This window comes from uncultured Porphyromonas sp., assembly GCF_938039215.1.
Lineage (GTDB): Bacteria > Bacteroidota > Bacteroidia > Bacteroidales > Porphyromonadaceae > Porphyromonas.
On sequence record NZ_CALHVI010000004.1, the window covers coordinates 33,161 to 45,029 of the forward strand.

Annotated in this window: 13 protein-coding genes; 10 read left to right on the top strand and 3 right to left on the bottom strand. The window is 53.4% G+C overall.

What is annotated here, in order from left to right; all coding sequences use genetic code 11:
- The first annotated feature begins 10 nt into the window (after positions 1–10).
- The 9 genes from zwf (at position 11) to Q0336_RS00420 (ending at position 8,144) form a co-directional block, all read left to right on the top strand.
- Complete coding sequence (gene zwf, locus Q0336_RS00380) at positions 11–1,573, top strand: glucose-6-phosphate dehydrogenase (protein ID WP_298524120.1); 1,563 nt, start codon at positions 11–13, stop codon at positions 1,571–1,573.
- On the top strand, positions 1,570–2,268 hold the full coding sequence (gene pgl, locus Q0336_RS00385; protein WP_298524122.1) for a 6-phosphogluconolactonase: 699 nt from the start codon (positions 1,570–1,572) through the stop codon (positions 2,266–2,268). The genes zwf and pgl overlap by 4 nt, the downstream gene beginning before the upstream one ends.
- 499 nt (positions 2,269–2,767) lie before the next feature.
- Positions 2,768–3,181 carry a methylmalonyl-CoA epimerase gene (mce, locus tag Q0336_RS00390; RefSeq protein WP_298524125.1) on the top strand — a complete coding sequence of 138 codons (414 nt, stop codon included), beginning with the start codon at positions 2,768–2,770 and terminating at the stop codon, positions 3,179–3,181.
- Positions 3,182–3,313: 132 nt separating this feature from the next.
- Entirely contained in the window at positions 3,314–4,867 is a 1,554-nt protein-coding gene (locus tag Q0336_RS00395; protein WP_298524128.1) for an acyl-CoA carboxylase subunit beta, read from the top strand.
- A gap of 42 nt (positions 4,868–4,909) precedes the next feature.
- On the top strand, positions 4,910–5,413 hold the full coding sequence (locus tag Q0336_RS00400; RefSeq protein WP_298524131.1) for an OadG family protein: 504 nt from the start codon (positions 4,910–4,912) through the stop codon (positions 5,411–5,413).
- Between the two features lie 18 nt (positions 5,414–5,431).
- Complete coding sequence (locus tag Q0336_RS00405; protein ID WP_298524134.1) at positions 5,432–5,614, top strand: hypothetical protein; 183 nt, start codon at positions 5,432–5,434, stop codon at positions 5,612–5,614.
- A gap of 27 nt (positions 5,615–5,641) precedes the next feature.
- Positions 5,642–6,133 (top strand): acetyl-CoA carboxylase biotin carboxyl carrier protein subunit, encoded by a 492-nt coding sequence (locus Q0336_RS00410; RefSeq protein WP_298524137.1) that lies wholly within the window; start codon positions 5,642–5,644, stop codon positions 6,131–6,133.
- 4 nt (positions 6,134–6,137) lie between these two features.
- Positions 6,138–7,292: a sodium ion-translocating decarboxylase subunit beta gene (locus Q0336_RS00415; RefSeq protein ID WP_298524139.1), complete on the top strand. Its 1,155-nt coding sequence runs from the start codon at positions 6,138–6,140 to the stop codon at positions 7,290–7,292.
- Between the two features lie 177 nt (positions 7,293–7,469).
- Positions 7,470–8,144 carry a YceI family protein gene (locus Q0336_RS00420; protein WP_298524142.1) on the top strand — a complete coding sequence of 225 codons (675 nt, stop codon included), beginning with the start codon at positions 7,470–7,472 and terminating at the stop codon, positions 8,142–8,144.
- Positions 8,145–8,272: 128 nt separating this feature from the next.
- Here the strand turns inward: Q0336_RS00420 and Q0336_RS00425 are convergent, their stop codons facing one another.
- Positions 8,273–8,578: a GNAT family N-acetyltransferase gene (locus Q0336_RS00425; RefSeq protein WP_298524145.1), complete on the bottom strand. Its 306-nt coding sequence runs from the start codon at positions 8,576–8,578 to the stop codon at positions 8,273–8,275.
- Between Q0336_RS00425 and Q0336_RS00430 the strand changes: the two genes are divergently transcribed.
- A complete protein-coding gene (locus Q0336_RS00430) occupies positions 8,570–8,881 on the top strand; it encodes a hypothetical protein (protein WP_298524148.1) in 312 nt (103 codons plus the stop codon). The two genes, Q0336_RS00425 and Q0336_RS00430, sit on opposite strands and share 9 nt — an antisense overlap.
- Positions 8,882–8,949: 68 nt before the next feature.
- Here the strand turns inward: Q0336_RS00430 and Q0336_RS00435 are convergent, their stop codons facing one another.
- Positions 8,950–9,291: an HU family DNA-binding protein gene (locus tag Q0336_RS00435; protein ID WP_298524227.1), complete on the bottom strand. Its 342-nt coding sequence runs from the start codon at positions 9,289–9,291 to the stop codon at positions 8,950–8,952.
- A 125-nt stretch (positions 9,292–9,416) separates the two neighbouring features.
- On the bottom strand, positions 9,417–11,735 hold the full coding sequence (locus Q0336_RS00440) for a GH92 family glycosyl hydrolase (protein ID WP_298524151.1): 2,319 nt from the start codon (positions 11,733–11,735) through the stop codon (positions 9,417–9,419).
- Between the last annotated feature and the right edge of the window lie 134 nt (positions 11,736–11,869).

Below are 11,869 nucleotides of genomic sequence, written 5' to 3' on the forward strand. Positions count from 1 at the left end.
ATATCTAGATATGCAGCAGACTTCATCTCAGAGCTTGCCCCAGAGTCTCATCCTCGTGATCTTCGGGGGCTCGGGGGACTTGACTAAGCGCAAGCTCATCCCTTCGCTCTATCAGCTCTTCAAGCAGGGGAAGCTCCCCGAGCGCTTCGCTGTCCTAGCTCTAGGGCGTACGGACTATACCGATGAGACCTATCGTCCGCACCTCGATGGCTCACTCCAGCGCTATCTAGCCGAGGGCGAATATGATCCTTCGCTGGCGGAGCAATTCCTCTCGAGCGTCCACTACCTCTCCATGGATCCATCGGAGGTAGCAGACTATCCTAGGCTCAAGGAGCAGCTCGCTCGACTGGATGAGCGTATCGGTAATCCAGGGAATTACATCTATTATCTCTCTACTCCTCCTTCGCTCTATGGGGTAGTCCCCCAGCATCTGGCTCATGTCGGGCTGAATAAGGAGGAGGCGGTAGGTGCTGACGGTGAGGCTCAGGCTATTCGTCGCATCGTCATCGAGAAGCCCTTTGGCTACGACCTAGCCTCAGCCCTAGAGTTGAACGAGATCTACCGATCGGCCTTCCATGAGCATCAACTCTACCGCATCGACCACTTCCTCGGGAAGGAGACAGTGCAGGATATCATGGCACTTCGCTTCGCCAATGGTATCTTCGAGCCCCTCTGGAACCGCAACTACATCGAGCGAGTCGAGATCACCGCCGTAGAGAACATGGGCATCGAGAGCCGAGGAGGCTTCTATGACCAGACGGGTGCTCTGCGTGATATGGTGCAGAACCATCTAGCTCAGCTCGTCGCCCTCACGGCGATGGAGCCCCCTGTGCAGTTCAATGCCGATCTCTTCCGCAACGAGGTCGTGAAGGTCTATCAGTCCTTCCGTCCCATGACGAAGGAGGAGATCCGTGGGAGCGTCATCCGTGGTCAGTACACCGAGAGCCAGTGGAAGGGGGAGCACCACCGAGCCTACCGAGAGGAGGACAAGATCCCCGCAGACAGTCGTACAGAGACCTTCGTAGCGATGAAGCTCTTCATCGACAACTGGCGCTGGCAGGGAGTTCCCTTCTATATACGTACGGGGAAGATGATGCCTACCAAGGTCACGGAGATCGTCGTGCACTTCAGACCAACCCCACATCGCATGTTCACCACGATCGATGGGGAGACGATCCCCAATCAGCTCATCATCCGCATCCAGCCCAATGAGGGGATCTCCCTGAAGTTCGCAGCTAAGGTGCCTGGATCAGGCTTTGAGGTGAAGCGGGTATCTATGAACTTCACCTACGACCAGCTGGGAGGGATCGCCTCGGGCGATGCCTACTCCCGTCTCCTCGAGGACTGCATGCTGGGGGATTCCACGCTCTTCACCCGTAGCGATGCCGTCGAGATGAGCTGGCGCTTCTTCGATCCCATCCTCAGCTCTTGGCAGGAAGAGGACTTCCCGCTCTACGGCTATCCAGCAGGCACTTGGGGACCCAAGCAAAGTGACACGATCATCGATCGAGAGCATAGCTGGACCAACCCCTGTCGAAATCTAACTAACTCTGAGCTCTACTGCGAACTATGATCTACCGTCACTATTCGACCCCCGAAGCCGTCGCTCGGGCTGTCGCCGAAGAAGCCTTCGTCCGTCCCTCTCGTGAGGGGTGGGTGCATATAGCCGTGTCGGGAGGCTCGACCCCCCGATTGCTCTTTGAGCTCCTAGCTTCGGAGCCGCTAGCCAGCTCTGTCCAGTGGGATCGTGTGCATCTCTACTGGGTGGATGAGCGGTGCGTGCCCCCTACGGATCCCGAGAGTAACTATGGGATGACCAAGGAGACACTCCTTCGTCATGTCCCCATCCCCCACGATCAGATCCATCGCATAGCAGGGGAGAAGGATCCCGAGCGTGAGGCCAAGGATTACTCTTGGCTCGTCGGCTCGGAACTCCCCTTTGATGGAGAATATCCCATCTTCGATGTGGTGATCCTTGGGCTGGGAGATGATGGACATACCTCCTCGATCTTCCCCCATCAGATGGAGCTACTAGAGGCCGATCAGCCCTACGCTGTCGGGGTAAGCCCCCGAGGACAGAAGCGTGTAGCGATGACAGGGCCCACGATCCTGGCGGCGAAGAAGCTCCTCTTCCATGCCACGGGGCAGAAGAAGGCTCCTATCCTGCGTGCTATCGCTAGCTCGATGCCCGAGGCCGATCGCTATCCTGCGACCTATATCTTCCGCCATCGCTCCGATGTAGAGCTCTATACCGATGTGAAGCTCTAGACGAATAGGGTGGGGAAGAGGCTCGATCGCTTGCCCACCCAATGACATACATATAGAGAATAAGGCTGTGCCGCTGACATGAAGCGGTGCAGCCTTATTCGTAGCTCTTCGGCAGGGCGCATACATACCCGATCAAGGAGACCCATGTATGGGTCGCAGAGGTACCCCATTCATGGGTCACTCGGGCGACCCATGAATGGGGTACTTCCGAGAGGTATGAATGGCTATTCTTCGTCGGGAAACATAGGGTTGGGTGCTTTGCTCTCGACCTAGAGCTGGAGATTTAGAGGTTAGGAGGAAGGGGCTAGAGCCTTCTCCTAGCGCCTGATTTAATGGCTTAGCGGGGGCTAGAGATACCTTCGGAAGCCGTTTATTTCCTAGTGTATTGGGAGTGTTAGGGAATGAAGGCGATTATTCTTACATTTGCAGTACAGAAATCATGGGGTGGAGGAGCGTCCTACAGCCCCTATCATATCAAATCAAGCAAGTAAGAAAAGCTATGAACCTCTCACACATCGAGCATCTTGGCATCGCCGTAAAGAGTATCGAAGCATCTCTGCCTTATTACGAAGGTATCCTCGGACTGAAGTGCTACAACATCGAAGAAGTAGCTGACCAGAAGGTGAAGACAGCCTTCTTCAAGGTCGGTCAGACGAAGATCGAACTGCTCGAAGCTACCTCTCCTGAAAGCACTATCGCAAAGTTCATCGAGAAGCGTGGGGAAGGCATCCATCACATCGCCTTCGCTGTACCCAATGCAGACGAAGCACTTCAAGAGCTCGCAGACAAGGGTGTCCAGCTGATCGACAAGCAGTCTCGTAAGGGAGCAGAAGGTCTCAACATCGGTTTCCTTCACCCTAAGAGCACGATCGGGGTCCTCACTGAGCTGTGCGACCATAGAGACGCCGAGTAAATCGACGTATGGATGGGATAATAGAAGAGCCCTCGACCCTAGGAGGTCGGACAAGGAAGCTCCTCTGTTATCCCATTCTGACTTCTTAATAGCAAAACACGAAAAGATAGTATCTACTAAACAGCAACCAATATGAGTGTTCAACTAGAGAAAATTAAGGAGCTCATAGAGCTTCGTGCCAAGGCTCACCTTGGTGGTGGTCAGAAGCGTATTGACAGCCAGCACCAGAAGGGTAAGTTCACCGCTCGTGAACGTATCGCCCTCCTCCTCGACGAAGGGAGCTTCGATGAGATCGATACCTTCGTCCTGCACCGCTCGACGAACTTCGGTATCGACAAGACTAAGTTCCTCGGTGATGGTGTCGTCACTGGCTCCGGTACGATCGATGGTCGTCTGGTCTATGTCTTCGCACAGGACTTCACCGTCTTCGGTGGTGCTCTCTCCGAAATGCTTGCCTCTAAGATCTGTAAGGTCATGGAGCTGGCTATGAAGATGGGTGCTCCTGTCATCGGTCTCAATGACTCTGGTGGTGCACGTATCCAGGAAGGGATCAACGCTCTGAGCGGCTATGGTGACATCTTCCAGAACAACATCCTTGCCTCTGGTGTCATCCCTCAGATCTCTGCCATCTTCGGTCCTTGTGCTGGTGGTGCTGTTTACTCTCCAGCTCTGACGGACTTCAACATCATGAGCAAGGGCACGAGCTACATGTTCCTCACCGGTCCTAAGGTCGTCAAGACTGTGACGGGCGAAGATGTGACTCAGGAGCAGCTCGGTGGTGCTAGCGTACACGCCTCTAAGAGTGGTGTCGCTCACTTCGCAGTAGACAATGAAGAGGAAGGTATCCGCCTCATCCGCCACCTCCTCTCCTTCATCCCCCAGAACAACATGGAGGATGCTCCCTGCGTCGAGCCTACGGATGCCGTCGATCGTGTCGATGATGTACTCAACACCATCATCCCCGATCAGCCCAACAAGAGCTACAATATGTATGATGTCATCGGTACCATCGTCGACAATGGTGAGTTCCTCGAGATCCACCGCGACTGGGCTAAGAATATCATCATCGGCTTCGCTCGCTTCAATGGTCAGAGCGTCGGTATCGTAGCTAACCAGCCTATGGTCATGGCAGGTGCCCTCGACAGCAATGCTTCTCGTAAGGCTGCTCGCTTCGTCCGTTTCTGTGATGCCTTCAATATCCCTCTCGTTACCCTCGTAGACGTACCAGGCTTCCTCCCAGGTACGGGTCAGGAATACAATGGTGTCATCGTCCATGGTGCTAAGCTCCTCTATGCTTACGGGGAAGCTACTGTACCTAAGATCACCGTCACGCTACGTAAGTCTTACGGTGGTGCTTACATCGTGATGAGCTCAAAGCACCTACGCTCCGACGTCAACCTTGCTTGGCCTTCAGCTGAAATCGCTGTCATGGGCCCTGCTGGCGCTGTAGAAGTCATCTTCGCTAAGGACGTAGCTGCCGCTGAAGATCCAGCAGCTGCTGCAGCTGAGAAGGAAGAAGAATACCGCAAGGCCTTCGCTAATCCATACAATGCCGCTTCGTACGGCTATATGGATGATGTCATCGAGCCTCGCAACACCCGCTTCCGTATCATCCGCGCTCTGGAACAGCTCCGCACGAAGAAGCAGATCAATCCCGCCAAGAAGCACGATAATCTGCCTCTGTAAGCGTCTATCCTTAGCCGTGCACAGTCATTCATACTCGATGCTATGAATACCGCTCGCCAACTACGCATGTTTCTCCTCGGTCTGCCTCTCGTGGCAGCACCGATGGGAGCATGGGCTCAGGATGCACCCCAGCTCTCTGAGAAGGTGCAGAAGCTCGCTGAGCGAGACCCCGCAGGGGGGATCATGACCCTCACGGCCGTGCTTGTCGTCTTCCTCGCTCTTCTGATGCTGGTCTTCATCTTCCAGTTCATAGGCAGCCTCTTCCAGAAGAGGTCGGCTCCCAAGGCCACCCAGCCTGCTGCAGTGAAGACCGCCGCACCGAGCGTCTCAGGGAAGCCTTCGGATGAAGCCTTGGTCGCTATCTCTCTGGCTCTGCAGAGCGCAGCAGGGAGACCCGACGAAGTAGCTGCTGCTATCTCTCTCGCTCTCCGTGCAGAGCTCGAGACACAGCATGATCACGAGAGCTATGTCCTGACGATCCGCCGTCGCACCACCCAGTGGAATGCACGCATCCAGGAGACTCGGACACGGGCATACAAACACTAATATTGATATCCTCACACTATGTCGCAGGAAACGAATCTCAAGGAAGTCTTCGTCGCTATCTCTTACGCACTGCATGAAGAGCTAGGCAAGCACCTTCACGACCAAGAGTCTCTGGTGCTTACCTTCAAGCGTAGCGCTCCATCACCCTGGACGCTCAAGTGTCTGACGATGCGTCAGCTTCCTACTATCACTCGACAATAAGCAATCACAAACAACTCCATATCCACAATGAAAGAGTACAAGTATAAGATCAATGGCAACGAGTACAGCGTCGCTATCATCGATCTCGAAGGCGACAAGGCTGCCGTTGAAGTAAATGGTGTCTCCTACCAGGTAGATATCCTCACCGAGGGCTATACCGCTCCCGCTCCTCGCCCTGCCGCTAAGCCTGCCGCAGCCCCACAGCCTGCTCCCGCAGCAGCACCTGCTCCTGCCGCAGCTCCTGTAGCTCCACAGCCCATCGCTCCTGCTGCTCCTGCAGCTGAGCCCGCAGCTCCTGCTGGCAAGGGTACCGCCGTACAGTCTCCTCTGCCTGGGGTCATCCTCGACATCAAGGTAGCAGTAGGGGATCAGGTGAAGGCTGGTCAGACCGTCGCCATCCTCGAAGCTATGAAGATGGAGAACAACATCAACGCTGAGTGTGATGGGGTCATCACGGCGATCAAGGTCGCTAAGGGAGACAACATCCTCGAAGGCTCGGATATTGTAATCATCGGATAGTCTTATGTCCTCCTTCTGGGGCTTCTTAGCTGAGAACCTGCAGACGTTCTATTCCTTCACCGGAATGGCGAATGCTACACCTGGACATCTTATCATGATCTTGGTGGGGCTACTCTTCATCTTCTTAGCTATCAAATATGAGTTTGAGCCCCTCCTGCTGATCCCGATCGGATTCGGTATGCTCATTGGCAATATCCCGATGATGAACGGTCTGCAGGTAGGTATCTACGAAGAAGGATCCGTACTGAATATCCTCTACCAAGGAGTGCGTCAAGGGTGGTACCCGCCCTTGATCTTCCTTGGAATCGGGGCTATGACGGACTTCACGGCTCTGATCTCTAACCCCAAGCTCATGCTTGTCGGGGCTGCTGCTCAGTTCGGTATCTTCGCCGCCTACATGACAGCCTTGCAGCTGGGCTTCACGCCTCCTGAAGCTGGTGCTATCGGTATCATCGGTGGGGCAGATGGTCCTACGGCTATCTTCCTCTCCAACCGTCTAGCTCCTCACCTCCTAGGTGCTATCGCTGTGTCGGCCTATTCGTACATGGCTCTGGTACCTGTGATCCAGCCTCCCTTCATGCGTCTCTTGACGACGAAGAAGGAGCGTGTGATGCGCATGAAACGTCCTCGTCAGGTATCTCAGACGGAGAAGATCCTCTTCCCTATCGCTGGGCTACTCTTGACGACGATGCTTGTTCCCCCTGCTCTGCCTCTCCTTGGGATGCTCTTCTTCGGCAATCTCCTGCGTGAGAGCGGTGTCACCAAGCGTCTGGCAGATACAGCTAAGGGTCCACTCATCGATACGGTGACCATCCTTCTCGGGGTCACAGTAGGAGCTTCTACACAGGCTACGGAATTCCTTACTGGGAACTCTGTCCTGATCTTCGGCTTGGGCGCTTTCTCCTTCATCGTCGCTACGGTGACAGGGATATGCTTCGTCAAGTTCTTCAATCTCTTCCTCAAGAAAGAGAATAAGATCAATCCGCTCATCGGGAATGCTGGGGTGTCGGCTGTGCCTGACTCCGCTCGTATCTCCCAGACTCTAGGGCTGGAGTATGACCCTACGAACTATCTACTCATGCACGCCATGGGTCCGAATGTCGCAGGGGTCATCGGATCAGCTGTCGCAGCTGGTATCCTCCTTAGCTTCTTAGCTTAATACACTAGAGGCTACTCCCTAAAGTCGAGCATAAATATGCAGAGCCTTGGTATCAGATGGATACCAAGGCTCTGCTTTATTTGTACCAGCTAATACCTCCCCACTAGTGCAACAATCTCCCGTCTATCTGCTTAGATGAGTAAATCCTAGCATCATAGTATTTCATCTACAAAGGAAATGAAGAAGAATATGACCTTAGCCCTAGCAGGGATACTTGCTTCGGGACTCTTTATCGCCTCCTGCTCCGGCTCTAAGGGACAGAATGGTGTCGCAGCTACTGATTCGGTCGCTGCTAGTGCTATGGATGCCTCTCGGGCCGTCGAAGTGGATACTACCGCCTCTACGCTCTCCTGGAAGGGCTTCAAGCCTGGCGGAGAGCACTACGGGAAGCTACCCGTAAGCGAGGGTGCTCTTGATCTCAAGGATGGTATCCTACGGGCTGGCTCTGTCACGATCGACCTTGAGGCTCTCACGGTCGAAGACATGAAGCCCGAAGAAGGGGGAGATAAGCTTAAGACACACCTCCTCAGCGAAGACTTCTTTGACGTAGCTAAGTATCCTGCGGTGAAGTTTGAACTGACGGGTCTTCCTGCCGAGGGCATTCGCCTAAGTGAGCTACAAGAGCTGAAGGGTAACCTCACCCTCAAGGATGTGACGAAGAACATTACGATCCCCGTTGAGTCTGTTTCGCTTGACGATGTTACGGGTGCTTATACGATCAAAAGTAAGGCCTTCACGATCAATCGTGCCGACTGGAATGTGAAGTATGGCTCGAAGAGCTTCTTCACGGGGCTCGGAGACAAGTTCATCAATGATGAGATTGAGCTAAGCTTCGTCTTGAAGACTAAGTAAGCTCAAGGCCGACTTTCCATCGTCTATAGCCCTCCTTGGGTTAGAGCGCCACGTAGAGCGCCAAAGGGCCCATCCAGCGATCCTCAGATAGCTGGATGAGCCCTTGCTCTTTCTTGGCTAGGCGTAGGCTATTCCTCTAAGTAGGCCTTTAGCTCAGCGTGACGCAGCATGTATGCCTTGATGTAGGAGCAGCTGGGGCGAACTTGAAGCCTGCGCTCAGCGCATAGTGCGAAGAAGGCTTGAGCAAGCATAGCAGCATATCCCTTGCCTTCATGCTCTGGTTGGACGAAGGTATGTTCAGCGACAGCAACTCCAGTAGAGGTGAGGCTGAAGGAAATATAGCCCAGCTCTTCGTCTCCCTCTTTTAGGGAGATGCGTCCTCCTTCAGAGTTGATAGAAGTACGGATTAGAGGGGAGATAGAGGTGTGGACCATGAAGAAAGGATTAAAGGGGAGATGATCATCTGGATAAGGATAAGGGAAAACTTCCCTCCCCTCATCCTAAGGTTGGATAATGGGAGAGAGATAGGTCGAAATATCTGTGTAAGGCTACTCTCCTTATCCTCTCGTAGAGCCCGTGTAGAATGGCTTGAGATGGCTATCTGGCGAGCGGTAAGGATGACCTCCCTATCCACCTTCAGAGGCTGGGATAAGGAGCATGAGAAGGCTCGCAGAATCGGGCTAAGGAAAGTCTCCTATCCTTATACGCACAGGATAGGGTGTTGGGAGGCTATATAGGGAGAGAGGTCACTTCATCTCCAGATGAAGTGACCTCTCTTTGTACAAATTCCTAAAGAGGAAGATGATTACTTCTTGCCCTTCTTAGCAGGAGCATTCAGATTGAGTGCTGCACCAGCCTTAAACTTAACGGACTTGCGAGCTGGGATCTGAATCTTCTTCTTGGTCTGTGGGTTGATCCCTTCGCGAGCTGGCTTGTCAGTTACAGAGAAAGTCCCGAAACCAAGGAGAGCAACCTTGCCTCCCTTCTTTAGTTCGTCAGCTACGACGGTAGCAAAGGCTTCTACAGCAGCACGAGCATCTACCTTGGTGAGGTCTGCCTTCTCTGCTACGCGAGCGATAAATTCTGTCTTGTTCATGAGCTTTGTTATATGGGTTGTACAATGTGCTGATCTGTAAGGGGAGAGTATAGGCTTTGATCCTAGAAGATCGTAAGGTGTGATCTCTCCTTTATTCTCGATCAAATGTACAGATTTTTTTGCTTACATAAAGGCTCTGAGGCATTTCCTGCAAAAAACATTTGATAGCCTTACCTCTATTGGCATGCAACAACCTCTGGAGTACCCCCTATAACCTTGGTAAAGAAGGTCACCTTTCCGGCATTCATTAGCTCATCATGATTGATGCGGTAGGTGTTCTTATAGAGCTTGTTACCTATCTTAAATTGATCGAAGTAGATACCACGACGGCTGGTCTCAGAGTCTACTGGACTCGTCTCAATGACGAGCGTAGAATTCTTGTAATACTTCGTATCAAGATGGAGGGTAACTTTATCAAAAACAGGAGTCGTGAGGGCATAACTCATCGATCCTGGGCAGTCTGGATAGAAGCCAAGCATCGTGAATATAGCCCATGCGCTCATCGCACCCGTATCATCATTGCCTGGGATACCACTGGGATCGTTCAGGTAATATAGCCCGAGGAGCTTGCTCGTGATACGCTGGGTGCGCCATGCTTCCTTGGGGAAGTAGGTGAAGAGATAGGGATAGGCGATGTCGGGTTCGTTAGCTGGATCGTAGTTCTCCTTGTCGAAGACGCTCTGCAGCTTGTCTACGAACTTCCGCTCTCCTCCCATGAGCTTAGCAAGCCCACGGATATCATGAGGGACATAGAAGCTATAGTTCCAAGAGTTCCCTTCATGGAAGCCAGGGTTAGGCTCGAAGTCACGACCGAGGGTGGGGTGGAAGGGGGTGAGGAACTTCCCATTGGGAAGGATGGGGCGGAGAAGCCCCGTCTCCTTGTCATAGTAGTGCTTGTAGCCTTGGGCACGGCGAGCGAAGAGCTGTGCATCCTTCTTCTTGCCCATAGCAGAGGCGAACTGGCTGAGATTCCAGTCGGCGATGTAGTACTCTAGGGCATGAGAGACGGAGTTATCGAACTTCTCTCTCAAGGGTACATAGCCACGGCTGGCGTAGTCATCGAAGTCGGGGCGGAGCTTGTTGTCCTTACCGGGAGTCGTAGCCCCCTTGAGCATGGCTTCGTAGGCGAGCTTCGTGTCGAAGTCCCGGATACCACGCTGCCACGTATCGTTGATGACGATGATCGAGGGATCGCCCTCCATGGTGAAGGTCTCCTGCCCGTAGAGCTCCCACTTGGGGAGCCAGCCACCTTCCTTGTACATATCGAGCATGCTCTCTACCATGGCTAGCTGCTTGCGTGGATAGAGGATGGAGAGCAGGGGATGGACATTGCGGTAGGTATCCCACAGCGAATAGACGGTATATCTGTCGTGCTTTGTGGTACCTGTCTCTAGTGATCCCATCATGGGATACTGTCCATTGACATCTTGAAGGATATTGGGGTGGATCAAGAGGTGGTAGAGCGCCGTATAGAAGATGGTACGCTCATCGGCTGTACCGCCCTCTACCTCGACGACACTCAGAGCCTTCTCCCAGCTATCCTCTGCGGCACGACGGACGGCGGCGAAGTCAAGTGTAGGCTGCTCGGTAGTGAGGTTCAGCAGGGCATTCTCTTCGCTGACGAAGGAGACACCCGTCTGCACGTAGATCGTCTCTCCAGGCTTGGTGTCGAAGGAGAACCATACCCCGACATCATTTCCGCTGATCGCCTTGCGGTAGGTAGGATAGATCTTGTACTTACCTTGGTCCTTATCCCACTCGGCCTCTACACCCTCCATAGGAGGCTGCTTCTTCCAGTAGCCTGAGGCTGGAGCTCGACGGCTGATGCGGATGGCGAAGTACTGGTTGAAGACTGCCTGAGGAGCGTAGCAGAAGGTCCCCATGAGCTTACTGCCGACGATGGTTGAGTCATTGAGGAAGCGCACGGTAGCACCACTCTCGTTGGTCAGTCCTAGACCAAGGTTCACGAGGATGTTGCTCTTACCTCCACGCTCGAAGGTGAAAGCAGATACGGCTGTGCGCTGCGTAGTGGTCACCTCAGCCTTGATCTTGTGCTTGTCAAGCTCGACGCTGTAGTAGCCAGGGTGTGCCTGCTCGTGGCTCATGGCAGAGCCGTAGTGTGTATAGTCGACATCGAGATCGCCTGATGAGGCTGATACGATGATACTCCCCAGCTCTGGGCAACCTACACCACTTAGATTGACATGGCTGAAGCCCGAGAAGAACTTGTTGTCAGCGGTGTAGGGAGTACTCCACCAACGCTTATCCTTGTCGAACTTATTGAGTTCGGCTGAGCCTGATACATTGAATGGAGTGATGCTCATCAAGCCGTTGGGTACGACGGCCCCAGGGTTGGTCGTCCCGAAGTTAGATGTGCCGATGAAGGGGTTGACTTCATCGATGAGTCGCTTAGCTCTCTGTGCCTCTGCTGAGACGCTGGTGCTCAGTAAGAGGAGGGAGAGAGCAGAGACGATCTGTAGTTTGGATAGCTTCATATCGTGTATCTGTATAAGTATCTAGCAGGTAAAAAGATCATCCCTTGGATAAGGATCATGGACGGCTCCGAGGAGCGTGGATGATGATTATCCAAGGGATGATCTCATATAAGCCTCATCATGAGGCAGAGAGG